General features: G+C 52.6%; 16 protein-coding genes. 6 read left to right on the plus strand and 10 right to left on the minus strand.

Going from position 1 to position 24688, the window contains the following annotated elements; translation table 11 throughout:
• Positions 1–157: 157 nt before the first annotated feature.
• Both AB1L42_RS05215 and ribA read left to right on the plus strand, forming a co-directional pair.
• Complete coding sequence (locus AB1L42_RS05215) at positions 158–1219, plus strand: protein arginine kinase (protein ID WP_367053167.1); 1062 nt, start codon at positions 158–160, stop codon at positions 1217–1219.
• Between the two features lie 101 nt (positions 1220–1320).
• On the plus strand, positions 1321–2559 hold the full coding sequence (ribA, locus tag AB1L42_RS05220; RefSeq protein WP_367053168.1) for a GTP cyclohydrolase II: 1239 nt from the start codon (positions 1321–1323) through the stop codon (positions 2557–2559).
• Between the two features lie 34 nt (positions 2560–2593).
• Here ribA and AB1L42_RS05225 read toward each other — a convergent pair whose 3' ends face one another.
• From AB1L42_RS05225 to topA, 3 genes are all read right to left on the minus strand, one after another.
• A complete protein-coding gene (locus tag AB1L42_RS05225) occupies positions 2594–5647 on the minus strand; it encodes a discoidin domain-containing protein (RefSeq protein ID WP_367052099.1) in 3054 nt (1017 codons plus the stop codon).
• Between the two features lie 241 nt (positions 5648–5888).
• Positions 5889–6455, minus strand: coding sequence for a YqgE/AlgH family protein (locus tag AB1L42_RS05230; protein ID WP_367052101.1), 567 nt, complete (start codon positions 6453–6455; stop codon positions 5889–5891).
• Positions 6456–6596: 141 nt separating this feature from the next.
• Positions 6597–9293, minus strand: a complete 2697-nt coding sequence (topA, locus tag AB1L42_RS05235; RefSeq protein WP_367052103.1) for a type I DNA topoisomerase — start codon at positions 9291–9293, stop codon at positions 6597–6599.
• Between the two features lie 532 nt (positions 9294–9825).
• On the opposite strand from topA, the gene AB1L42_RS05240 reads away from it, so the two are divergent.
• Positions 9826–12576: a hypothetical protein gene (locus AB1L42_RS05240; RefSeq protein WP_367052106.1), complete on the plus strand. Its 2751-nt coding sequence runs from the start codon at positions 9826–9828 to the stop codon at positions 12574–12576.
• A gap of 149 nt (positions 12577–12725) precedes the next feature.
• Here the strand turns inward: AB1L42_RS05240 and AB1L42_RS05245 are convergent, their stop codons facing one another.
• Positions 12726–13049, minus strand: coding sequence for a hypothetical protein (locus AB1L42_RS05245; RefSeq protein ID WP_367052108.1), 324 nt, complete (start codon positions 13047–13049; stop codon positions 12726–12728).
• 934 nt (positions 13050–13983) lie between these two features.
• Here AB1L42_RS05245 and AB1L42_RS05250 point away from each other — a divergent pair.
• Both AB1L42_RS05250 and AB1L42_RS05255 read left to right on the plus strand, forming a co-directional pair.
• Entirely contained in the window at positions 13984–14493 is a 510-nt protein-coding gene (locus AB1L42_RS05250) for a peptidylprolyl isomerase (protein ID WP_367053169.1), read from the plus strand.
• A 23-nt stretch (positions 14494–14516) separates the two neighbouring features.
• Positions 14517–15383: an aminotransferase class IV gene (locus tag AB1L42_RS05255; protein ID WP_367052110.1), complete on the plus strand. Its 867-nt coding sequence runs from the start codon at positions 14517–14519 to the stop codon at positions 15381–15383.
• Positions 15384–15573: 190 nt separating this feature from the next.
• On the opposite strand, the gene AB1L42_RS05260 is transcribed toward AB1L42_RS05255, so the two are convergent.
• The 4 genes from AB1L42_RS05260 to AB1L42_RS05275 all read right to left on the minus strand — a co-directional run bounded on the left by AB1L42_RS05260 (position 15574) and on the right by AB1L42_RS05275 (position 20425).
• Entirely contained in the window at positions 15574–18408 is a 2835-nt protein-coding gene (locus AB1L42_RS05260) for a hypothetical protein (protein ID WP_367052112.1), read from the minus strand.
• Between the two features lie 178 nt (positions 18409–18586).
• Positions 18587–19132, minus strand: a complete 546-nt coding sequence (locus AB1L42_RS05265; RefSeq protein WP_367053170.1) for a rhodanese-like domain-containing protein — start codon at positions 19130–19132, stop codon at positions 18587–18589.
• A gap of 67 nt (positions 19133–19199) precedes the next feature.
• Entirely contained in the window at positions 19200–19523 is a 324-nt protein-coding gene (locus AB1L42_RS05270) for a metalloregulator ArsR/SmtB family transcription factor (protein ID WP_367052114.1), read from the minus strand.
• Positions 19524–19603: 80 nt separating this feature from the next.
• A complete protein-coding gene (locus tag AB1L42_RS05275; RefSeq protein WP_367052116.1) occupies positions 19604–20425 on the minus strand; it encodes an MBL fold metallo-hydrolase in 822 nt (273 codons plus the stop codon).
• A 368-nt stretch (positions 20426–20793) separates the two neighbouring features.
• Between AB1L42_RS05275 and AB1L42_RS05280 the strand changes: the two genes are divergently transcribed.
• A complete protein-coding gene (locus AB1L42_RS05280) occupies positions 20794–21273 on the plus strand; it encodes a hypothetical protein (protein WP_367052118.1) in 480 nt (159 codons plus the stop codon).
• A 52-nt stretch (positions 21274–21325) separates the two neighbouring features.
• Here the strand turns inward: AB1L42_RS05280 and AB1L42_RS05285 are convergent, their stop codons facing one another.
• Both AB1L42_RS05285 and AB1L42_RS05290 read right to left on the minus strand, forming a co-directional pair.
• The gene (locus tag AB1L42_RS05285) at positions 21326–23497 is read right to left on the minus strand and encodes a SpoIIE family protein phosphatase (protein WP_367052120.1); all 2172 of its coding nucleotides are present in this window, start codon (positions 23495–23497) and stop codon (positions 21326–21328) included.
• 469 nt (positions 23498–23966) lie between these two features.
• Positions 23967–24551, minus strand: a complete 585-nt coding sequence (locus AB1L42_RS05290) for a hypothetical protein (RefSeq protein WP_367052123.1) — start codon at positions 24549–24551, stop codon at positions 23967–23969.
• Between the last annotated feature and the right edge of the window lie 137 nt (positions 24552–24688).

Genomic DNA, 24688 nt, shown 5'->3' on the forward strand with positions numbered 1-24688 from the left:
CAGAAACCGAGCGACACGGGAGAATAGAACGTGTCCCAAACCCGTTTTTGACTCGGTTTGGGTCTCGGATGTTAATCCGATGTTCGGGTTTTCGGATCACTTCTCACGAATTCGTCGACGGTACCAGGCACAATCGAGAGTGGAGGGAGTTTCTCAGGTGGAATTCGATGATCTCAAGGCGACCAGCGGTGAGTGGTTGCGCGGAACCGGTCCGGAATCGGATATTGTGATTTCCAGCCGAATCCGTTTGGCCCGGAACGTCGCGGATTTCACTTTTCCCCCGCGGGCCGACGAATCAACTCGTCGCGAGACCGAAGCTCTGCTGAAAGAGAACATCCGCGAACTCTCAACGGCTTCCGATTTGAAGGTGATCGATGTCGATCAAATCGATGACCTCGATCGAAAATTCTTGGTTGAACGACAACTCATCAGCCGCGAACACGCTGAGAGCTCAGGGGCTCGGAGCGCCTGCATCGGAGCACTCGAAACGGTGAGTTTGATGATCAATGAAGAAGATCATCTGAGAATGCAGGTCTTTCGAAGTGGCTACGCATTGGAATCGGCGTGGACGCAGATCAACAAAATCGATGACGAGTTAGAAGAAAGAGTCTCTTTCGCGTTCAGCGATGAATTCGGGTACCTCACGTCCTGCCCCACAAATGCGGGCACAGGCATGCGCGTCAGCGTCATGTTGCACCTTCCCGCCTTGGTGTTGACCAAGGAGATTCAGAAGGTCTTTCAGGCCATGCACAAAATGAATCTCGCAGTGCGCGGACTCTACGGCGAAGGGAGTCAGGCGATGGGAGATTTCTATCAAATCTCGAATCAAGTCACGCTTGGACGCACCGAAGAGCAAATTATCCAGAACGTCAAACGTGTGATTCCGGACATTCTGGATTACGAACGACGAGCACGTCAGGCACTTATCAAGGAAGATCGTCAACGGCTGCACGATCAGGTGTCCCGAGCTTTGGGTGTCTTGAGCAGCGCTCGGCAGATTTCCTCCGAAGAGACCATGGAAAAACTTTCCAGTGTTCGTATGGGAATCAATCTCGGTTTAGTTGATGACGTCGAAATCTCGACCGTCAACGAGCTGTTCATGCACATTCAGCCAGCACACCTGCAGAAGATTCGGGGCGAAGAACTCGAATCGACGCAGCGGAACGTAGTTCGCGCAGCTTACCTGCGAGATCGACTGACAAGACCTCCACAAAACTAGAGCACATTCCGAGACGGTGATCGTGAGTGTTTGATCAACAGGTCATCTCTGGCACCGTCGACTCATTCGCGACGTATGCAAACTTAAGGCAAAGCATTCCAATGACAACTCCCGAGAGCACCAGTCGACGCAACCTGGATCTCATCCTGCAACGTTTGCAAGAAGGGAAAATGGTCATTGTTCTCGATGCAAAAGATCGCGAGAACGAAGGAGACTTGCTGTGTGCAGCCCAGTTCATGACGCCTGAAAAGGTCGACTTCATGATGCGACGGGCTGCGGGTGTGCTTTGTGCTCCGCTGACCCACGATGTTGCTGAGAGGCTTCAGCTCAATCCGATCGTTGATGCTGAATCGAATACGTCTTCGCATCAGACCCCATTCCTGATGCTTGTCGACCATAAGGACTCTGGCACAGGTGTCAGTGCTGAAAGTCGATCACTAACGTTGAATGCACTCGCAGATCCGAATTCGCAAAAGAACGACTTCGTCAAACCGGGGCATGTGAATCCACTTCTCGCTCGCGAGGGGGGCGTTCTCAGAAGGGCTGGTCACACGGAAGCATCCATCGATCTTCTAAAAATGGCGGGTTTGCATCCCGTCGGCTGCATCATCGAGATTTGTAGCCAGCGCGGTTTTGGGATGGCTGGAATCGAAGAACTCGAGGAGTTTTCGAAGGAACATGACATTCCAATTATTTCGATCGCCGAAATCATCCAGCACCGAAGAATCCGCGAGAACCTGATTCACCGCGAAGCAGAAGTTGAGATTCCAACAGAAGATTACGGAACTCCGAAGTTCATCGCATACAAAGTCGATCACGAAGATCAGGAACCGATTGCCATCGTCTGGGGGGATTTGAATTCCGTTGAAGCTCCTCTCGTACGCATGCATTCGTCCTGTTTCACAGGTGACATTCTGGGGTCGCTGCGCTGCGATTGCGGAGATCAATTGCACATTGCGATGCAGATGATTGTCGCAGAAGGTTGCGGAGCTGTTGTCTACCTCCCTCAAGAAGGTCGCGGCATCGGTCTGACCGCGAAACTGAAAGCTTATCAGCTGCAGGATGAGGGTTTTGATACGGTTGAAGCCAATCATCGATTGGGATTCAAAGCGGACCTGCGAGACTACATGGTCGGGCTTCAAATTCTCAAAGACCTCGGGCTGAAGCAGGTTCGAATCCTGACGAACAATCCCAAGAAGACCGAAGCGTTCGAGAACTGGGTCGATCTGCGCGTTGTTGAACAGGTCCCGTTGGTGGCTCCGCCGCATGTCCATCGTGAGCGATACATGCAGGCCAAGAGAGACAAAATGGGACACATCCTCCCGCCGAGCAACCAGTAGTCGCTCAGCGAGAGTTGGAACGTCTGCCGAGTGCCTACTTGAGTTGCTCTAAGAACGCGAGCAGGTGAGCGAGTTCTTCCGGGGTGAGATTGTTGACGATCCCTTGCGGCATCATCGATTCGGTTCGCTGAACCTGTTCTTCGATTTCGTTTTGAAGAATCGTTTGAGAAAGACCATTCGCCTGTCGCAGCTTCACTTCTTCAGCGCTGCGTCCCACGATGAAGCCCGAGTAAATCTTGCCTTCTGTCGTGATGAATGAATAGGTGTCGAATCCCTGAGCGATTTTTGCACTCGGTTTCAGGATCGATTCGATCAGTTGCTCGCGGGTATACCGCTTTCCAATGTCCGCCAAGTGCGGCCCTTTCGGGTCTTGCCCTTCAGTATACGTGTGACAGGCGATGCAGGATTGCTGAAGGAAAACGCGTCGTCCCCGTTTGACGTTCCCTTCCGCATTGAGGGTTCGTTCAAGCACCTCCTCAAAGGTCATGTTGGCGATTTGGTTGGGATTGTCGGGATCAACTGTCGGGATGGCGATTGGCTGGTTCGATTCGGTCTGCTTGTGATCTTCGAAGAGTGATTTCGGAAGTTGGCTAGGGTGAACTCGATGCCGGATCATCTCTCCGAGCAGACGTTCTTTTCCGATTTCATCCGCAGACTGATAGTGCGAGACGATGGCCTCTTCGATTCGTGCAGTTTCTTCCCAGGGTTGCCGATCGTAATACGGTCCGGTTCGATCGGGACGAGTTCCCCACCAACCTTCTTTGTAGTCTCCTTCGCGATGATAGAGCCGAACAAGAACCGAGAGGAGATCGCTTGCTGACTGTGCGTCAGAAGCTTGTTGAAGTCTTTCGATAAGATTAGTCACGACGACTGGATCGTGCATCCATCGCAAAGCCTGAATCGCTCCGTCGCGGTAGGGAGTGTCGAGCGCTTGCAGACACGCTTCGCCAGCTTGCAGGTTCACCAACGCGCGGATGGCGAGATGCGGAATGACAGCATCGGCATCGGCGACGTTGTGAGCTGTGGCACGAGGCGTGTCAGACTGTCGAACAGTCAAGGGAATCAGATTCTCTGCGATCGAAGAATCACCGAGACGTCCAAGGCTGATGATCGCCTGCGCAACGACGCGAGGAGAAGGATCGCTCAGATACGGAATGATGGCTGCGCTCGTCACGCCATCGAACTCAGTGCGGCGATCCGTGAGAGCACGCAGAGCATGTTCGCGAAGCAGAGGATCGGTCAACGCTTCGAGCAGTTCAGGGTGACTCTCCACTCCGCGAAGCTGTTTGAGTGTGTAAAGTGCCGCGACGCGTGCGAAGTCCTGTCCATCTGGATCATTCATGAGTGTCGTCAGAAGCGAATCGAGATTCGCATGCTCATCACGCCGGAGGATTTCACGTTGAGCGTAGAGCCGCTGCTTCATGTTCCCAGCTCGAAGCTGTGAGACAAGCACCGTATCGTCGAGTTTTTTCAGGTCGGGAAGCGCGGCAGGTGTGAGTCCATCCGGAACGATCTGAGCGACGAAACCGACATCGGGGCCGTCGTAGGCGAAGTTTCCGTTCTTCCAACTGCTCACATACATCCTGCCAGCGGCATCAATGTCGATGTCCGTAGGGCGGGGAATCCGCAAGAACGATTGCTGATGCGGGAGGTATGTCGGGCCGCTTTCAGGAAGATTATGCAGGAAGACTTCGCTGCGTCCCCAGTCGCATGTGTAAAGAGTGTTGTTGTAGTTTTCAGGCCATTGAGCATCGTGCAGAAAGAACGTTCCACAGCCAGAGCCTCCGCCGTAATCCGCGAGAGGCGGCATGATTTCATCGGTGTAGTTCATGAACAGCGAGGGATAACCGAACTCCGCAGACTGCAGAATGTGTGAAAGCCGAACGTTCCATTCTCCGCCGTCGTTAGTGTTGTCGCGAGTGAAGATATTCATGAATGGGTCGATGGAGACATCGAGAATGTTTCTCAATCCCCAGCAGTAGATTTCCATCTCGGAACCATCCGGGCGGACGCGAACGATACCTCCGCCTCGACGAGACAACTCCGTTCCGTCCGCACCGACTGCATGTGTGAATCCGAAATCACCAACGGCGATGTAGAGCCAGCCATCAATCCCCATGCGGATGCCGTTGGTCGTGTGATCCGCTCCGCGCTTGTTGACGAAGTCTGTGCTGATTCCTTCGATCAGTGTTTGCTGCTCGTCGGCTGTTCCATCTCCATCGCGATCGTGAAACACGGTCAAGAATGGAGGATGTAAGACCCACAGAGAATTGTCGTCGTAGAAGAGGCCGCGAGGGTGATCCATCTTGGCAAACAACTGGACTTCGTCGGCTGTTCCGTCGCCGTTGGTGTCTCGACCGCGAAGGACTTTTCCGCGTCCCGCTTCTTTGCCGAGTGACCCTTGCTCATCGACTCCGATGAAAACATCTCCGGAATAGTCCGCTGTCAGGCAGACGGGATAATTGATCTCTGGTGGAACACCGAACAGACGCACGTTGAATCCGTCAGGGGCATTGACATCAGCAACCGTGACATTGGTCGATGACTCGACAAGTTCGAACTCGGGAGGAGGATCTCCGGAGTAAGCTGCGAATTCGCTGATGCTTCCCCATCCGCCGGAGTTTGAACCAAGAAAGGTGACTCGAATGCGATTCGCTTTGACCGGGTCGAACTGATGCGTTGTGATTCCGGTCTCGGTCGTGTTCTCCGACCGATCAACAACGGTCTTCCAGTCGTTCCCATTCAAAGATGACTCGATGAGATATCGATACGCTGTGCCCTCCTGCTCCCAAAGGATGCGGACGGCATTGATGCTGGCAGTTTCAGCGAGTTGAACTTCCCACCACTCACTCTCTTGTGATCCGTTGGCACACCAGCGCGACTTAAGATTCCCATCAACGGCGTGTCCTGGATCGTGCGAAGTTTGTGTCGACTTGGCTTTCGCTGGCTGCCCCAAAGCCAGATTCCGCACAGCTGCAGAAGAACTGGACGGAACTGCTGAGAGCGTCGAGACGCAGAGAAGAGTGAGATAGAACTGACTAGATCCGATCGATCGAATCATCGCAGGCAGCTTGTTGAATTCGAACATAAGAGGCTGTCTAGAGCAAGTTGCTCTTTCCTGTGCACTCGCTTGCACTGTTTCATAAGTTAAAAGGCTGTGCTTGCTCGTGCGAGATCGTGCATACAAAACAGAAAATACTTTAAGTAGGTGGGAATCAACTGGGGAGTGTCAGTGTTGACACAGGTGATCGCGCGAAAGTCCCAAGCATTGGGAAGAGCAACTTGCCAGACACTTCAGCAAACTCACGAAAACCTGTTCGAGAGCTGCTCTAATTCCAATCCGGGTGATCACACTGCGTGGAATGAAGCCGGTTGAAGTGGAATGTCTTGGCAATCAACTGATCCCAAACGGAATAGGGATCTTCAGTGTAGACAAAATTTGAGTCAGCATCGATTGTCAGCCAGTCGCCACGTTCGAGTTCGCCCTCGAGTTGGCCCGGTCCCCATCCGGAGCAACCTCCGTAAACTCGGTAGACGAGCTCATGGTCGGGTTCCAGACTGGCAGTCAGAATTCGTTCGAAGACCTCTGCACTGCTGCCCATGAAAACGTCAGGAATCACTGGAGATTCAGCGGGATCCAGCGAGGGCGAGTTATGAACGACGAATAAAGCAGCCGGTTCAACAGGTCCCCCGACGTAAACGAGGTCCTGCGTTTCGGGAAGATCAAGATGTTCCTGCAGAGCGTGAGCGACTGTGACCGAAGACGGGTGATTGATCACGAGGCCCATCGCTCCTTCTTCCCCATGCTCCACGATCAACACGACGGATTTGAAAAAATTCTCGTCGCGCAGTCGAGGCCCGGAGACCAGGAATTTTCCTCGCAGTGATTCTGTCATTCGTCAAAATTCGATTGAAGTGCACTCAGCGTGAGATCGGTCGGATTATACCCGGAGTCCGGAAAGGCGAATAGACCCGTTTCGCAGATCGAGACTTTTGAAGTGGCACGTACTCCGACGCTGCGACGTTTGTCGCAGTGATCATTCGTCGTTTGCTGATTGATCCTCGGCAGCTTTCTTCTTAGTTCCCTTCTTCTTGGCAGTCTTCTTTTTAGCGGCTTTCTTCTTGGTGGCTTTCTTTTTCTTAGCAGCCTTCTTTTTGGTGGCCTTTTTCTTTCCGACTTTCTTGCCCGTCTTGGCTGCTTTGTCGTTAATGAGATCGACAGCTTCAGCCAGCGTGATCGATTGCGGGTCTTTGTCTTTCGGGATTGTCGCGTTGATCTTTCCGAGTTTTACGTACGGGCCGTAGCGGCCTTCGAAGATCGCTACCGCCTCTTCGCTTTCGGGGTGTGTTCCAAGCTCCCGGATCGGAGTTGGAGCAGAGCGAGTTTTTGCGAGTTTCAAGAGTTCGACAGCGCGATCGAGTTCGATCGTCAGAACGTCGTCTTCTTTACCAAGCGATTTATATTTCCCAGCGTGCTGGACATACGGTCCGAAACGACCGATTCCCGCGTTCACCACACGATTGTCTTCTGGATGGTGTCCGAGCCGTCGCGGGAGTGACAGTAAGTCGATCGCTTTGTCGATTTCGATGGAAGTCGGATCGATGTTCTTAGGAATCGAGACACGCTTCGGTTTCGGTCCGTCTTCAACGACTTCACCAAGTTGCAGGTAAGGACCGAATGGGCCGGAGAGCACGAACATCGGGAGCCCCTCTTCGGGGTGCATTCCGATCGATTGTGGACCCTGTTTTTTCAACTCGATCAGCTTGCGAGCGGTTTCGTCATCGAGGTCGGCGGGAGCGATATCGTCGGGAAGCGATGCATTGACCGGTTCGCCTCCGTCGTCGTCACCTTCCAGAAACGGACCGTATCTTCCGACTCGAACTGCGGAAGAAAGCGAATCGAGTTTCAGAGTGCAGACTTCGCGGGGATCAATCTGTTCCTTCTTCGATTCGACTTGCTGATTCAACCCGTCATCGCCGGAGTAGAACCGTTCGAGATACGGAATTTTGTCCGCTTCCCCATTCGAAATGTCGTCGAGATCCTGCTCCATCTGAGCTGTGAACTGAAGATCGACAATCTTCGGGAAGTAGTTTTCGAGCAGTTGATTCACTGCCAGAGCTGTGAATGTCGGGACAAGCTGATTGCCGACCTTGCGGACATAACCACGGTCCTGAATCGTTCCGATGATACTTGCATAGGTACTCGGTCGACCAACTCCTTCTTCTTCGAGCTTTCGAACAATCGAAGCTTCAGTGAATCTCGCTGGCGGTTTGGTTTCGTGCGAGAGAGGTTCAATCTCAGAGCATGTCAGGCCAGCGCCTTCCTTTAGATCCGGAAGTGTCGCATCCTGATCTTCGAGTGCTGCTTCCGGGTCATCAGAGCCTTCAACATATGCTCGGAAGTAACCAGGAAAGAGGACCTTTCGACCTGTTGCCCGAAACTCTGCGTCGCCTGCCTGAATCGTAACGGTATCGAATCTCAATTGAGCTTCGGCCATCTGTGTGGCGATCGTTCGTTTCCAGATCATGTCGTAGAGTTTTGATTCTCTTCCTGACAGATTGAGTTCGTCGGCCGTCTTCATTTCCGTTCCGGCAGGACGAATGGCTTCGTGTGCCTCCTGGGCATTCTTTGTTTTGTTGGAGTACTGGCGAACATCCGGGCTGAGGTAATTCTGCCCGTAATTGTCTCCAATGCGATTTCGAGTCGCGGTGACTGCCTCTTGCGAGAGTGTCACGCTATCGGTACGCATGTAAGTGATGTTTCCGTCTTCGTAAAGACGTTGGGCGACCTGCATTGTTTCTCGGGCAGAGAGTCCGAGCTTTCGGTTCGCTTCCTGTTGGAGAGTACTCGTGGTGAACGGAGCAGGGGGCTTGCGTGTCTGCGTTCGATGTTCGACGTTGCTGACGGACCACTTTTCGTTGAGCAGTCGCGAGTGGAGATCGCGAGTTGCTTGCTCTTCCATCAACAGGACTTTGGACCCATCTTTGATGCGTCCAGTATGCTCGTCGAAGTCTTTTCCAGTGGCGATTCTCTGTCCGCCGACCGACCAGAGCATCGCTTCGATCGGCTCTTTCTGATCGGTATCGAGAAAGGCTTTGAGGTCCCAGTAAGTTCCGCTGCGGAACGCACGACGTTCGAGTTCGCGTTGAACGAGGATTCGAACCGCGACGCTTTGGACACGGCCGGCGGAAAGGCCGCGACGGACTTTCGTCCAGAGGAGTGGTGAGAGCGTGTACCCATAGAGTCTGTCGAGTACCCGGCGTGTTTCCTGGGCTTCGACGAGATTCATGTCGATCTCGCGGGTTGACTGGAGAGCTTCGAGAATCGCCTTTTTGGTGATCTCAGAGAAGGTCATTCGTTTGACCGGGACCTTCGGTTGCAGAATATCGACCAGATGCCAGCCGATACTTTCCCCTTCGCGGTCTTCGTCCGTCGCGATGATTAACTCTTCAGAGTCTTTCAACAGCGACTTGAGCTCTTTGACCACCTTTTTCTTGGCAGGAGAGACGACATAAAGCGGAGCGAATTTGTCTTCGACATTCACTCCGAGTCGGGTCCAGGCTTCCTTTTTGAAAGCTTCCGGGATGTCAGCTGCTTTTTCTGGCAGATCGCGGACATGCCCCATGCTGGCTCTGACTTCGTAATCGGATCCCAGAAATCCGGCAATCTTTCGAGCCTTTGCCGGGGATTCGACAATAACGAGTCCTTTTTTCTTCTTTTTTGAAGCGACCATTCGCGTTCCGGTTTGTGAAGTGTGTTCAGTTTGGTGTGGGCCCAGTTGCATGATCGCGGTCGCTGTGAGTGAACTCACGCTCCGGATTTTCAAATGCCACTTTGAGTTGAGTTTGCTGTTCGAATATGACCCGTTGAAAGTTCCATCCCGGAGCCCAGGTGACTGTTCTCACCCGTCACGGTATGACTGACGAAAGTGTAAGTATACGATTGACTTTGGTAAAAATCGGAAGGATGGACTGGGCTTGTCACAGCCAAGCTCCCAGCTAAAATGTGCGGTTTGTAACAGTCCTTTCAACTCACAGGCACGGATGTCCAGAGATGGAGTGACCGTGTTGAATCTTGGCATTTGAGATCTTCCACGGGATTCCTCTCAATGGTTCTCCGCGTCAAGTCATTAGGGAATCATTTGAGGGATTGTCAAGAGAGTACGGGGTCGGGAAGACGGAATTCATAGTGAATCCAGGCCCAAATGAGTGTTTGAAAATCTCAGACATTTGCTACGAACTGAGACCTTTTGAGAAGGTACACGGATGAGTTCTCCCTTTTCCATTTTTCGTCGAAATCAACGAATCCTGATGGTCGTGACCACAGGTTTGGCGATGATTTCTTTTGTCTTGCTGGGTGCCATCAGTGACCCGCGAGAAATTCCAACGCCGCTGATTGTTGTCTTTCTTGCCGCCATTGCCGGCGGTATCGGATGGCTTCTGGGACTCAGCCGCGGAAAGTCTTCGGACTGGGGAGTGACCGGAGTGATTCTCGGAGCACTGATCGCAGTGTTCATGATCTGGTCCGGAAGAGAATCGAACGCGGTCGTCATGAACGGCAGCGATCTCACTCGTCGTGAACTGCTGGACTTGATGCGTGAACGCAATCTGGCGAACCAGTTCGTGCAGATGGCTTTGGTTCGAACGAATCCGGACATGGAGGAATTCGAGTTTCAGCAACGCATGATGCAGTTCTCCTTTGGCGGAGCAAACACCACCGAGCGAGAGGTTGTTCTCGGCGAAGCTCTTCGGATGGAAGCCGATTCGATGCACATTGATGTCACCGATCAAGTGGTGACCGAGTACATCAATCAAATGACCGACAACAAAATGACTGCAGCCATCTTCACGGAGATTCGTCAGGATCTCGGAGTGACCGAGCAGGAACTTCTCGACGTCTTGAAGAAAGAAATTCGTGGCCGCCAGGCTCTTGTCCTGCTGTATCAGCAGAATCAACTGACACCTCAGAACTTCTGGGAGTTCTATCAGAAGCTCAACCTTGAGAAGTCTGCTCAGGTTGCATCGATTCCTGTCAGTGAGTTTCAAAAGCAAATCGCTGACCCGACTGAATCGGAAATCGAAAGCTTCTTTCTTGAGTATCACAACAACTTCCCCGGCATGACTCCAGATGGTCGACTCAGCGAAGGTCGACCCGGTTTCTTCCAGCCTCGACGAGTTCGAGTCGCTTACCTCGAAGCGATTCACGACCAAATCGAAGCGACAGTTGGCGAAGTGACGGACGAAGAGATTCAAGCCCGCTACGAAGAAGAGTACATGCGGGCAGTTCCCGAGGATGAAGAAGAGTCACCGATCGGAATCGGCAACGAAGGACTCCTTCGAGATCCATTGTTGAACGAAGCTCCTATTCTGATTCCTCAGGAAAACGGAAACGAATCTCCAGCAATGGAATCCGAAGAAGAAGCTGCTCAACCGGAAGAAACTTCAGAATCAGCAACAGAAACCGAAGCTCCGGCTGAAACAGAATCCCCCGAGGAAAAACCAGCACCGGAAGCATCTCCGGAAGCGGAAACTCCTCAGGAAACAGAAACTTCAGAATCAGAGACTCCCGAAGGAGAAGCTTCTGATTCTGAAAGTTCAGAAGAGGCAGACGGTCAACCAGAAGCGTTGTTGAACACTCTCGATGACCTGCAGTTCGTTGCGTTTCAGGAAGAGGGTTCGACTGAGCAGGCTCCGGACGGTGAAGCTGCTCCCAATAGCGATGAGCCATCTGCTGCAGAAACAACAGAGCCCAGCCCAGCTGAAGAGAGCCCAGCGGCTGAATCAAATCCAGCTCCCGAAAAAACAGACGATCAACCGGTTGAGACGTCTGGTGATCCAGCACCACTGACAGTTCCATCGGAAGAACCAGCGAAGTCGGACGAAAGCCCTGCTGACGACAAAGCTGAGATGAAGTCCGAAGAAGCTGCTACTGATGAGACACCCGCTGAAGGAGATCCTGTTCCACCAGCTCCTGAATCAGACACTCGCGAGTTGACCGAACAGCTGAAACTCGAAATTCGCGACACCATTCTTCGTGAGCGAACGCTTGCTGAAATCCAAAAACGCATGACAGCTGCCCAACAGTTTGTCGCAGACTTGGGACGAAATGTCGCTTTCGGAGAGGTGATCGAAGAGGGTTTCATTTCTCTTGAAGATGCAACGAAGCAAATCAAAGAGTACGCAGCCAAGAATGATCTTGAATACATCGAGACACCTCTGATGTCTGCTCAGGAATTGCGGGAGTCAGAAGACTATCCAATTGGTTCCGGGTTCGTGCCAGCCTTTAGATTTCAGGAAGTCCCAGTTGTGCTGTTCAGTACATCTCCTTCCGATCGACTGCGACCTCAGCAAGCGAGAAATCTGTTCACCGGCAGCGAGTACGTTTTCTGGAAGCTCAATGAGAAAGCAGCCTATCCGCCAGAATCGTTGAACGACGAGCCAAACCTGAAAGCCCAAGTTGTCGACGCCTGGAAAAAGACCAAGGCGTTGCCACTGGCCAAAGAACGTGCAGAGGAACTCGCAGAGATCGTTCGAAAATCGGACAAACCGATGGTTGAAGCTTTGAGCGATGAGCGAGTAACCAAGGACGGAGACAACCTCTTCCTGACAGTCAAAAACACTGGCGAATTTACCTGGATGACTCAGGGTTTTGCTCCTTCGACCGGAATGCAGCAACAGGCGCAGCCTCGACGTTCAGTCGTTGCGACTGCTCCCGATGCAGGCGAACGATTCTTTGAATTGGTCTTCGATGAGCTCAGTCCTTCAGAGGTAGGAGTTGTTCCTAATGACGACGACAGCGCGATTTACATCGTCCAGGTCGAAGGCAGCAACGAATCAACTGCTCAGAAAATGGACGCCATGCGAAAAGAGTTCCTCGATCAGGGATTTCAATTCAGCTACATGGCACTTGGACGGCAGTTGCTGAGTGAGTACGCAGAAGACGTCAGCGCGATGCTGTGGAACAAGTATGACGTTCAACTCTACTCAACCGAACCGGAAGTGAACGCTAGCGAGTAACATTATCTTCGACGACGTTTCGTCGAGTGTGTGATGGCCCAAAGCAAAAGCCTGACTGAGTAATCAGTCAGGCTTTTTTCTTTTGTGTAGGTGTTGAAGATCTTGCTCATGTTCAGGCACGTGCTTGAACTTACTTGATTCGTCGTGCTTCATGTTCGATCGTGCGAATCTTTGTAGGCAAACGTTGAAGACGGATGCGGCTGCGATGAGGGAGAAGGGAAATCGAACTCCTCAAAAGGATCGGCGGATGCAACCATCAGCGCGAATCCTGCTCCAATCAAAACGATCGAAATCGTCGATTCGATGGCGAGCGTCAGGAATGAGGCGTTCGGGACTTCTCCAACGGAAATCATCGGAACGATTTGGTAAAGGACGATCACGGCCGCAATGAGTCCTACAGCCGCCAGTCCGATACCAGCAGCGGAACTAGCTTTCCAGCTTTGGGCATATTTCTTCAAGGATGGCGATTTCATAGCGGACTCCTGTGCAAGATGTTGCAGCCCTCTGAGCGTAATACTCGTGCGTGATGACCTTTCCGATCAATGTTCTAAGTGTTGTTCTGGATTGGATTTCTCTCAATGGGCGCGTCGAGAGGCGACTCAATTCGCAGGTTTTCAGGTTCCTTCCATAAAACTCAACGTGCAGGGATTATTGAGGGTTCAAAGTTCTTCGGGAATTCCGCTTCACACGCCAGGAATTGTCGCAAAGCGCCCCTTTAGGTCGTTGGACAGTTCGCGTAGACTTTTACCCTGACCGAACTCAATTTCTCACCAAGATGTGAAAGCGATGATCCGCATGCTGCAGTCAATGACAATCAATTTGACTCTCCTTTCGATGTTGTGTCTGACACAGCCTCTAGTTGCCCAGGAAGCCGCCCCTCAAAAGAGTTGGGAGGATCTGGTGAAAGTTCGAAATGAATCCTTCGACCGATTGAAGGAGATTCAAAACACGGTTCGGGAAGCATCTCCCGAAGACCGACAAGCCTTGACGATTGAATACGCAACGATCGTTCAGCGTATGCAGAACGAAGTGATTCCGCCGTTGATGAAACTCGTTCCCGCGTACATCGAAAGCCATCCCGATGATGCTGAAGCTCGCGAGATCGCTGCCGAGATGATGCGTTATGCCTTCGCTCGCAATGATTATCCCAGCGCGATCGTCATGGCCAATGCACTTCTGAAAGGGGAACCTTCGAACAAACTCGCCATCAACATTCTCGGGATTTCGCAGTTTGCAGAACATCAGTTTGAAGATGCAAATCGTGTTCTGACGTTGGCTGAAGAACGAGGCGACCTGATCCCGGATTTGGGCGGACGGTATCTCGACAACACGCAGTCTTATATCGACTACTGGAAGGCTGAACAGAAGATTCGTGAAGCAGAAGCTGCTGCCCAAGGAGAAGAAGCTTTGCCACGGGTGAAGTTCACCACTCCCAAGGGAGATATCGTTCTTGAACTGTTTGAAAATGAAGCTCCAAACACCGTGGCCAACTTCGTCAATCTCGTCGAATCGGGATTCTACAACGGCTTGAAATTCCACCGCGTGCTGGCCGGATTTATGGCTCAAGGGGGATGTCCTCACAGCAAGGACGGAGATCCCGGTCAACCCGGCACAGGAGGTCCTGGCTACACGATTAAGTGTGAAGCCTATCGTCCGGACGCCCGACGTCACTTCGCTGGAACTCTCAGCATGGCGCATGCTGGCAGAGACACCGGCGGGTCGCAGTTCTTCATCACGCACCTTCCGACTCCTCATCTCGACCAGGAAATTGCTCCAACGAGCGTTCACACGGTGTTTGGACGAGTTGTCGAAGGTCTTGATGTGGCGAGAGCTTTGCAGCAGGAAGACGAGATCATTTCCGCCGAAGTGATTCGCAAGCGGAATCACGACTACACTCCAAAGACCACTCCAGAATGATTCACCCCTCTGAGATTGCAAAGATGTTTGAACAGGAGCCTCTCGCCTGCTGGAACGGGGAGAGGCTCCCATTGTCTGAAGTCCGGGTCTCCGTACTCGATCGCGGATTCCTGTTCGGGGATGCGATTTATGAAGTCATTCGAGTCTATGCCGGGAAGCCGTTTCTCTTTCACGATCATCTTAATCGCATCCAGCGCAACCTGGAAAAGATGTCTCTGACGGCCGATCTCGATTCCATCGAACGTTGGATTCTGGAAACGATCGCAGCGAGCGGATACGTCGAAGCTTCGGTTTACATTCAAGTGACGCGTGGAGTCGCTCCAAGAACGCACCGGTTTCCGGATCCACCAGCGTCTCCCAACGTACTGATCTACGTTGCAGCCCATCACGATTCATATGCGAAGTTTCGAAACTCCGGAGCGTCAGTTGTTGTCTTCCCGGATCAACGATGGAAGCGATGCGACATCAAGTCCGTCAACCTGCTTGCGAATTGCATCGCATCGGATTTTGCGTACCAACGCGGATGTGCTGAATCACTCTTGGTTGACGCTTCCGGGAAACTGGTCGAAGGTTCCCGCTCAAGTCTGTTCGGCGTGAAAGACTCGGTCGTGCTGACCGCTCCGCTCGGAGAGAACATTCTTCCCGGAATCACAAGACGATTGATTCAACAACTATGCGAGGAGTGCAAGCTTGAGATGCACGAGGAAACGATTCCTCATTCGCAACTGAATGAGATTGATGAATTGTTCCTGACGGCAACCACGATGGAAATTTTGCCAGTCACACAGGTCGATGATCATTTGATCGGTGATGGCCAAATTGGACCGGTTTCGCGTCAACTGGTCGAAGCGTATCGGAACTACATCGATCGATTCCGGAGTGAGGCGTAGAGGCAGACCTCTTCAGTGGCTCCGCTTCGATAATCTGTCGCGATGCTTTTTCGAACGGTCTTGTTCGAACTTTTTCTTAGAGAATTTTCGGATTTAGTGCGCACGATCTCGCACGAGCAATCACAGCCTTTTAACTGTATGAAACAGCGCAAGCGAGTGCACAGGAAAGAGCAACTTGCTCTAAAGAGTTCTATGCGAAAGTCAGTTCGATATCGCAAATCTCGTAGGGAGCGATTTCGACGTGAACTTCGTCGTCATGCACTTTGAGTGTATGAATGCTCTTGCCAAGGAAGTCGACCTGTTTAGCTGAGGCAGGCGTTTGAAAACATCGGAGCGGAAACGATTTCGGTCGGCCTTCCGTTTCGAGAAGTCGGATGATGAAGCTGTTGGTCGCCTCGTCATTGCGATGGGGCAAAATTCTTGTCAGCAACACATTCGGAGCACCGATATGGAAGAGCCACCCTTGCTGTTCACCTTGCGGAGGTGCGGAATCGACGGGGATGACGATGGGCTCCTGAAACGCATCGAGGTGTGAGCGCATCGGAAATTTTTGGTCGATGGCAATGCTGAACTCAAAATCTCGACACGTTTCTCCTTGAGTGACAAGCAGCGTGTCGAGCATGCGATCGCCGGTCATTCGATGAAACGGAAGTCCCGGAGTCAGAATTGTAGTGCGGTAGTCATCGTCAGCGATTTCGAGATAGTGAGGAGCTTCAATGCGAAGCTTATCCGCAGCATGCGCCCCTTGCTGCATCGACGAAGTCAAAGATGCAGAAGAGTGCATCCACGCAAACCGGCAGGCAAGGTAGTTGGTCCACGGGTCTCCGTCAGGGACTTTGTGGAGGTTGAGCTTGAATCGAATGTCCACGTTCGGGCGACCGCGGACAACGCGTGTTCGTTGTGTGAACGAAGCAATGGCTTCCTGTGTCTGTGGGTCGAGCAGTTCTCCGCTCGTTTCGATCTCACCGATCAATGGGCCAGCGGAGATGACCTTCGAATCTCTGAGGACCATGTTCGAATAGTAGGTCTTGGTGATCTCGCGATCCTCTCCCTCTCCGGTGACGACCGATCGCTCGTGAGGAAATCGATAGGCAATCTGCTGACTCAACCGGTTGGGGCTTCGCCGGTACGTGCGAACCGCCGCTACTCCCCCGGTGACATCACTCAGATGAACTTCGAACTGCTCATTCCTCAGAATGAGGCCTTCAGCCATGGGAGTTTTTCCGGGCTGCGTGAGAGTCCGGGCTTCGCTTGAGGAGAGCCATACGAATCCGCAAGGAGGCAGCTTGACCGTGGCTGAAGCAGATTCGTTTTGAATCTGCTTCTCGAGGATGGATTCGCTCTCGCCAGGCACACCGTTCACCCAGCGAATGAGTGACTTTCTCGCGAACGATGTCGGATTGACGATCAGCAGCCCGGCGCCTGTTTGGCCTTGAGAAGTGAAGAGACGTTTCATCTCTTCGGAAACTTTTAGCTTCGCTGCGACTAACGCATCATTGGCAGTTTGAATTGCTTCAGGTGTTGCCTCCGGATGAGCGGCCTCAATCGGTGCTTCGAGTGCGCTCTCGGAAGGCAGACTGTTGAGCCCCTTGGTGAACAGCTGCGCGATTTGTTGGCACCAGTCGAGGTTTTCGAACTTTCGCCAACGCGTCCAATATTGTGTCCAGCGACTGATCGGGTCCGCCTGTTCGCGGGCGACAGATTGGATGAGATCGAGTGTGAAATATCCGCTGGCTCGGAAATCGGAGAGTCGACCGGGAGAATCGGAAGTAGAGAAGAAATCTGCAAACGTGGTGAATTTTCCGAGAACCGGTGCGTAGGATTGTGCTCGCCGCAGATCATTCATCCAGGGACTGCGGAGCTTGGGCCAGCGAGCCAATGCCACAGCTGCTGTGTGGTCGTAGTCCATCGATTCGGACATGCGAACCGCGAAGCGAAGAAAGCTGCTCGCACTGTCGGCAGCCAGCGGAATTCGGCTGAACGCGTCAATGGCGGTTCCATCACAGCCTTCCCAGCGAAGTTTGGTTTGCTCTTCGTCCGGATAGATTCCGTCGTCGATGACGACATGCAACGCTCCGGTATATCCGTATCTGTCCAGAATTTGCGGCAGGTGGCTGCCGATGCCGAATCGCTTCCGTGCCCAGGTTTTGGGCATCGTTCCGAAGAGTTCTTGAAAGACAGCTCGCCCTGATTCGAATTGCCAAAGCGTCGCGTCCAAAGACATCAACGGTGCGGGGAGTTCGTCCAGTTCACCGCCGAGGAGCTCAATGCGATCTTTTCTCGCACCTTCTTTCAGACTTTCGATCAGATCGCTGTTCTTTTCGGCGATCGTTCTCCATTCGGAGCCGGAAGCCAGCAGGTTGACCGGAACGGATTGCTCTGTCAGCTCTTGAAGTTCTGTGCCAGCGAAGTCCGGGTTGACCAGGCAGAGGTCGATCAGAAAACAATCAACGGGATAGAACCGTTCCCGACATTCCAGCAGCATCTCGAAGCAGTGCTTGAGATGTTTTCGAGTTGCTTCCATGTCGTGAGCGACCGCAGCTTGTGCGGCAGCAAGCGCTTCCTTCTTCAGGTGGACTTCCTCGATATGGCTGAAGTTCCGCATGTGGCGGGTCAATAGTTCGATCTGCAGATGGATTGTTCCCAGAGCCAGAAAGTCCGCCACGAGATCGCTGTCGACGGCTTGTTCGAGTTCAAGCGGAGAAAGTGCCTGATGCAGCATCGTTTCACGATCAGACTCACCGCTGATGACCACAGCTCCTTCACGTCGCGCTCGCTCGACCCAGGTTGACGGAACCCATTCGTCGCACGGCGTCGGAACAACGATCAGTCGATCGGGGCCAATCGGAAGTGTATCGTCAGAGCGTTGCCATTTCGGAATCGTTCCTGAGACAGCCAGAAGTTGAGGGTGCCACAGAATCGAAAAGCCATTCAAGAGGCTCGCAGCGGCTTCTTCTCCCAGTTCTGTCGGAAAGTCTTCGAGGCTGTGACAGGGGATCAGGACAATCAGTTCTTGGTAGTTCATGGACGCCACTATGAGAATTCACTCATCAACAGGGTTTCGATCGACGCGGTTCACGTTGCACTGACAAAGTAGGTGACAGGCACTCAACCTTGCAATCGCTCCGCGTTCTTCGATTCTGATCGAAGTTAGAGAACCTGTTGTGATAGAAATGTCAGCGCGGCGAATTCGCTCGTGGCGGTCAGATCGAGCAGGAGTTGGACTCGGATGATGTTTGATTCCACGGCATTCGTGCGAGCACCATGCCCATCCCGCAGGTGTCTGTCAGACCGGAGAAGGTCAAGCCGGCACCGATAAAAGCTGGGATCGCGGCAAACCAGGGGTGAACAAACAGAGCCAGCAACGCGCCGATCAGAGCAATCGAGCCAGCTGTGATTCGCACTTGTCGCTCCAGGGAGATGCTTTTCTTTCCACGTACCGTGGGCAGCCCGGCTGATGCCCAAGCGTCGGTCCCTCCGGCCACGTTGACCGCGTTCGCAAACCCCATGTCGTTGAACTTCTGGCAAGCTTTCTTCCCGCGATTTCCCGATTTGCAGATCACGTAAACTGGATCCTCGGGATTGCTCCGCGATTCGAGAAACGCCTGCGGGTTCAGGGAGTCGAGTGGAATGTTCCGAGCACCGGACGCGTGAACTTCACGGAATTCGACCGGAGTTCGAACATCGATCAAATCGACTGACCCGTTGCTGCGTTGCTGTTCCAGTTGGGAAGGAGAGATTTCTTGCAGGCTAGCCATTGTGTACCTCGTTATGTCGTGACGTGACGATGTAATTGTCCAAAAAAGAGTCTGGGGACTACGAATGCAGAAAGCGGCTTTCAACACAGTTCATCAGGTCTTCCAGATGCGGCTCTGCGATCTGATAGAACACTTTTCGACCTTCCCGTTCGCTGGTGAAAAATCCGCAGCGCTGCATCAGCCTCAAGTGTTCTGAAGCAACGTTGTCAGGAACTTCACAATCGGCAGCCAGTTCACCAACGGTGTACCGTCCGTGAAGCAATAGCTGCACCATTCGCAAGCGAACCGGATGCGCAAGTGTTTTTAAGCACTCAGCCGCTTCCTGAAAGGCTTGCACGCTTCCATTTGGGGATGTCTGGGTTTGTTTGGATTTCTTTTTCATAGGACACTCGTCAATATATCGGAATGTCGCGAGGTGTCAATGTGGTTTCTGTTCGACGTCCCGGACGATTTGAAAGAATTTCAGCGGTCGACATCTTCGTCACGTAGGTGATCCAAATAAGTTCTGACGGATCTTGCGACGACTTCTCCAGCATTCGCGAGAACCTCTCGGTCTTCAAAAGCTCCGTAGATTCGATCGAACGAATGCGTAGCGAGTTTCTGACCGATGCGTTGAACCGTGTGAGCTGAGAGTGGAATCATGTTGGGATAGCTGTAGAGGAACGAAACGCGTGTCGTGTCAGAGGCAACCTGTACGATGTCGCCACTCATTAAGACGGGCTGTCCGTCGTGTGTTGAACTCCAGTGTAGAACTGTGCCGCCGGGAAAGTGACCTCCCAGCCGGATGAGTTGTATGTCGTCGCAGATCTGAAGAGTTTCGCCATCCCAAAACTGAAGTTTCTGATGAGGACGCATTACCCATTCGCGATCATCGGCGTGAAGATAAACCGGTGCGTCAAACTCCTCTGCCCAGTCCTGCATCGTGGTGTAGTAGTGCGGGTGAGAGATTGCGATTCCTTTCAAGCCACCCATCGCATGAATCAAGTGGCGTGTCGCATCGTCGAGAAGAGCAATGCAATCCCACAAGTAATTTCCATCAGGCAAAGCCAGCAGAAAAGCTCTTTGACCAATTCCGAACTTTGGTGTCGTGCGGATTTCGAAAAGTTGAGGCTCATGCTGCTTCCAGAGATTCGCGTGTCGACTTTGAAGCGATTCACGAGTCGTCCATTCCTGTCCAGTTCGTGGAACGAATTGACGGTCATCGCTGCAGATGGGACACGACTTCGGTGGGCTGGGACTCTCTTCGAATGAGGTGCCGCAGGTTTTGCAGATGAAGATCGCCATTGTAACGGTCCTTAAATACTCGAGTTTGTATAGCCTCTATTTGATGTTTAACTTGTGGCCAAGAATTAACATTTCGATGGGTTAAGAACAAAACTCGAAATCGCTGTCAGATTTGCGAAGTGGAAATCTCAAAGAAGAATACGTCGATTTGGGTTCGAGAATCATGAAAGGTTCACCTGGAGACTTCAACCAGTTTGGCTGACGGGGGTGGAATCGACAGGCATAGAATCGACGTTTCATTTCAGGCGGAATTCACAGAAATTTTTCGCGATCGTGCAATGGCGTTGGTAGACTCAATGGACTGCGGGGTAGTTCGGTGACTCATTCAGGACACGTGTGTGTCGGAATCATGAAGGGCGCGAGATCTTATGGCTGGTTACGAATTCACTCAGGAACAGAATGCGACTTTCTCAAGCCTTGCTCACAAGATGGGATGGGTCGGTTGGTTCTTCGTTGTCATCGGAGTCTTCAACCTGATCGGAGCTGTTCTGTTGATGATGGCGATTTACCGGAATGAAATTCCGGAGTCATACCTCGAGAACATTCCTGCCGAAGTCAAAGCCGAACTCGACAAAGCTGAGATTCCGCCACAAAATCGCCTGTGGGGTTTTGTCGCGAATGCTGCATTGGGGGGAGTGATCTACCTCTGTATTGGTAGCTGGACTCGATCAGCGGCGGCGTCGTTCTCGCAGATCGCGACAACGGAAGATCGCGATATCCCGCACTTGATGGACGGTCTCTCGTCACTCAACTCGATGTACGGCCTGTTTTATACACTCTTGATGATCATGTTGATTTTCTTTGTGGTCACCATGGGAATGGCCCTCTATGCGACGATCATGTCGTGATTGATCTGAGGCGTGATTCCACGGTTGCCGAGCCGGCCTCATCAAACTCTGATCAGTGAGAGAAGTTCCTGGCCTTGATCACGACGAGAGTAATGTCATCGCATTGCGGAGAGTGTGAGACGAACTCTCTCACTGCGCGGTGAATCTCCGTGACAATTTCCTCAGCGGGGCGATGGCGATGTTTCTGTGCGAGTTCGATCAATCGTTCGTGTCCGAATAACTCGCCATTCGCCGGGGTGTAGGATTCTTCGATTCCATCAGTGGGGAGGAGAATGAGATCTCCTGGGAAGAGCTGTTTCTCTTCGGCACTGTCAATTTTCGAGTCAGGAGCGATTCCAAGCGGAAGACCGGTTGAAGCTAGCGTTTCGATTTCGCCATTGGCGCGCAGCAAAAATCCTCGGTGACCCGCTCCTGCGTGACGAAACGTATGTTTTCGATAATGGAGTCTGCCGAGAAGGATGGTGACGAAGTGCCCGGAATTGTTGGCGATATAAAGTTGATTGGCGTGCGTGAGAACAGATCCGGGAGTGAAGTTGGGTTCGACGAGTGCTCGCAGATAAGCTTGTGTTTGAGCCATCACCAGACTGGGACCGAGACCGTGTCCGCTGACATCGGCAACGACGACGCCCAGGGTTTCTTCGTCGATGGGAATAAAGTCGAAGAAGTCTCCGCTCACTCTCTCTGCTGGAAAAACACGCCCAGCAATATCGAACGATTGCACAGCTGGCGACTCTGCCGGAAAGAGTGACTGTTGAACCGTTCGGGCAGCATCGATTTCTGCGCGATCGGCACTTGCTTTGACCTCGTCGGTAATATCCTGACCATCACCGACGTAGTGTGTGACTTTGCCTGTGTCATCTTTCAAGCTTGTGATTGTGAGTCGCTGTAGATATTCGGTTCCATCTTTGCGTCGATTCCAGATTCTGCCTTCCCAGTAGCCGACTTCGGAAATGGCTTTCCACATCTCCTGATAGAACTCGTCTTCGTGGCGTCCTGATCGCAACATGCGAGGCGTCTGGCCGACGACTTCTTCATGTGAATATCCGGTGAGAGCGGTGAAGCTGTCGTTGACACGGAGAATAATCCCTGAGCGATCAGTGATGACGATGCTGTCATGCGTGTCGAACGCGACGGCGGCGAGTCGAAGGTCTTCCCGGGTTTTTCGAAGCTTGTCGTTGGCCTGACTGAGATGCTCGGTTTCTTCTGCGACGCGCTGACGAAGAGTTCGATAGACTTCCTTCTGCAGCTTCTGTGATCGGTCGTGATCGATCGCAATCGCAGCGAGTTGCGCGGCGATCTCAAGGACTTCAAGCTCGACTGGAGCCGGGTGGCTTTGTTGATCGTAAAACATTGAGAAAACGCCGACGACATCACCGGAGAACGACATCACAGGTTGTGACCAACACGACTTCATTCCCGTTCGATTGGCCCAGCCGGCCAAAGCGTTCCAAGCTGGATGAGCCCCAATGTCTTCAGCGACGACACGGAATGTATGCGGGTTGGAGTCGACAGGTTGCAGCAGCTGTTGACCGTAGTCTGTCTCTTCAAATTCTTTCACATTCAGTTCTGATAAGTTCGGAGCAGCGAGGAGTTCGAGGCGATTTGTTCCGACGGCTTTCTCAAAGATCGCGCACTTCATTCCCGGAAGTAGGTTTTCAACTGAACGAATCAGGGAACTCAAAGCGTCCGGCAGAGGAGTGCCTTGCGTGATGTTGTCCAGCAATTTTCGACGAGCGTATTCAGAGACCTGAAGGATCTTCCGCTCACGCATGTCGAGGATGGAAGCTCGTAAAACGTCGCGACCGTCCCAGGGCATTCTGACGAGTCGAACCTCGCACGGAATGCGTTCGCCGTTGGCGTTGCAGTGCCACCATTCGAAGATGGGGGTCTCGCCTTGGACAGCCAGTTGAATCTGCCTCGCTCCAATGACTTCGGAGCGTCCGGTGGGTTGAAACGGAGGGCTCAGGTCGAAGGGGCCGAATTCGAGCAAGGCATTGCGTTCGTAACCAAAGAGTTCGACCGCCATCGGATTGACTTCGATGAAGCGGCCCGTTTCGGCGTCGAGAATGACGATGGCTTCCGGCGAGTACGACAGCAACGTCTGCACACGTTGGTCCGTCTCAGCGTCAGTGCTTCGAGGTTCCGTTACTGAATTTTCGGAAGAGGACGGCCCATTCACTACTTCAGTCTCTGAAGGAGTGTGAGGATTGCGATTGCCACTCATGGCGTCGTCCTGCGTTTCGCATTCCGTTCGTTGCACCAGAACATTTCGATACCCGCCTGCCTTAACGTCTGGGGCGCTCCTCGGGTCAATTCTCTATGAACTCGCTTTCTCTAATTTACGCTTCAACGTTTGTTGATACAAGAGGTTGGTTGAGATTCGAGGTCGCGCGCGGGGGTTGTCGTCACCATGAAATGTCTGACTTCACCTACAACGTCAGTCGACCTATTCGAAGAGAGTCTTGGCATGATTGGCAAAGAGGGCGACTGCTGAGCGCGCCGCAGATAGCCATAGAAACAACTGAAGGAGCAATGTGTGAGCATGACATTTCTTGGTGCAGCTCGACAGAGATCACACATTGCCCCCTCTACTCGTACATATCTACAGACGAGTTCGATTTGAGACAACGAATTCCGAAATTCCGTCGAATTTTCGAACGCAGCTCAGCCTGATGGTGAGGAAATGAGGAATCTCAGATGGATTTCGGATTCGATCGACGCCGCAGAACTGTCAGCCCGGTCAGAGTGGCTGTCGCCCAGAGGACCATCGATCCCGGTTCCGGAGCGCTTGTTGCGTTCGCAGTCGAACCTCCAACAACGATCGATGAGTCAGACTGGCCACTGCCTAGCACAAGTCCGCCGACGGGGCCATTTTGACCACTGCTGCCAATGGGCGTACCAATGTTGCTCGGCAAGCTCGGAGGAATAAGCTTCGCGAGGAGCGATTGTGCGTCTTGATCCAGATTGTTGCTGTCCAAAAGTGCCAGCAACTCGTCGACGAGAGGGCCGTACCAATCGCTACGTCGGAAAGAACGCATCAGCTGCAAGACGGAGCGTCGAGCTGATTTCTTAAATCGTCGAGCATCCCGCGTTGACGGATTTGTGTCGCTGAAGTCAACAAACTGATTCACGAAGCCGACGACATTCGTCGTGGTTGTGGCATCCAGCACATAAGTGGGTGTGGGCGGGATCGGAAGGATGAAATCTGCGATGGCAGAGTCTGCGGAGAGAGTCAGGAGGCACGCAGTGAGAAGGGCCAGGGTGCGCTGCTTATTCATAGATGTCGGACTTTGGTCTTAAAAAATCAGGTTGTTTCTGACAATAGGCAGTCCTCCTCCGTGAGTTTCTGAAATCTGGCCGGTTGGGTGGGTTCGTCGTGATTACTCCACGTTTTCAACGTTAAAGATCCAGCTAG

The sequence above is a fragment of the Thalassoglobus sp. JC818 genome, assembly GCF_040717535.1.
Classification (GTDB): Bacteria; Planctomycetota; Planctomycetia; order Planctomycetales; family Planctomycetaceae; genus Thalassoglobus.

What these genes read in the sequence shown, in the direction of transcription:
- ribA (WP_367053168.1), top strand. Translation starts at nt 1,321, where the DNA reads ATGACAACTCCCGAGAGCACCAGTCGACGCAACCTGGATCTCATCCTG.
- AB1L42_RS05225 (WP_367052099.1), bottom strand. Translation starts at nt 5,647, where the DNA reads ATGTTCGAATTCAACAAGCTGCCTGCGATGATTCGATCGATCGGATCT.
- AB1L42_RS05230 (WP_367052101.1), bottom strand. Translation starts at nt 6,455, where the DNA reads ATGACAGAATCACTGCGAGGAAAATTCCTGGTCTCCGGGCCTCGACTG.
- AB1L42_RS05290 (WP_367052123.1), bottom strand. Translation starts at nt 24,551, where the DNA reads ATGAATAAGCAGCGCACCCTGGCCCTTCTCACTGCGTGCCTCCTGACT.
- AB1L42_RS05255 (WP_367052110.1), top strand. Translation starts at nt 14,517, where the DNA reads ATGTTTGAACAGGAGCCTCTCGCCTGCTGGAACGGGGAGAGGCTCCCA.
- AB1L42_RS05280 (WP_367052118.1), top strand. Translation starts at nt 20,794, where the DNA reads ATGGCTGGTTACGAATTCACTCAGGAACAGAATGCGACTTTCTCAAGC.
- AB1L42_RS05260 (WP_367052112.1), bottom strand. Translation starts at nt 18,408, where the DNA reads ATGAACTACCAAGAACTGATTGTCCTGATCCCCTGTCACAGCCTCGAA.
- AB1L42_RS05285 (WP_367052120.1), bottom strand. Translation starts at nt 23,497, where the DNA reads ATGAGTGGCAATCGCAATCCTCACACTCCTTCAGAGACTGAAGTAGTG.
- AB1L42_RS05245 (WP_367052108.1), bottom strand. Translation starts at nt 13,049, where the DNA reads ATGAAATCGCCATCCTTGAAGAAATATGCCCAAAGCTGGAAAGCTAGT.
- AB1L42_RS05270 (WP_367052114.1), bottom strand. Translation starts at nt 19,523, where the DNA reads ATGAAAAAGAAATCCAAACAAACCCAGACATCCCCAAATGGAAGCGTG.
- AB1L42_RS05240 (WP_367052106.1), top strand. Translation starts at nt 9,826, where the DNA reads ATGAGTTCTCCCTTTTCCATTTTTCGTCGAAATCAACGAATCCTGATG.
- AB1L42_RS05275 (WP_367052116.1), bottom strand. Translation starts at nt 20,425, where the DNA reads ATGGCGATCTTCATCTGCAAAACCTGCGGCACCTCATTCGAAGAGAGT.
- topA (WP_367052103.1), bottom strand. Translation starts at nt 9,293, where the DNA reads ATGGTCGCTTCAAAAAAGAAGAAAAAAGGACTCGTTATTGTCGAATCC.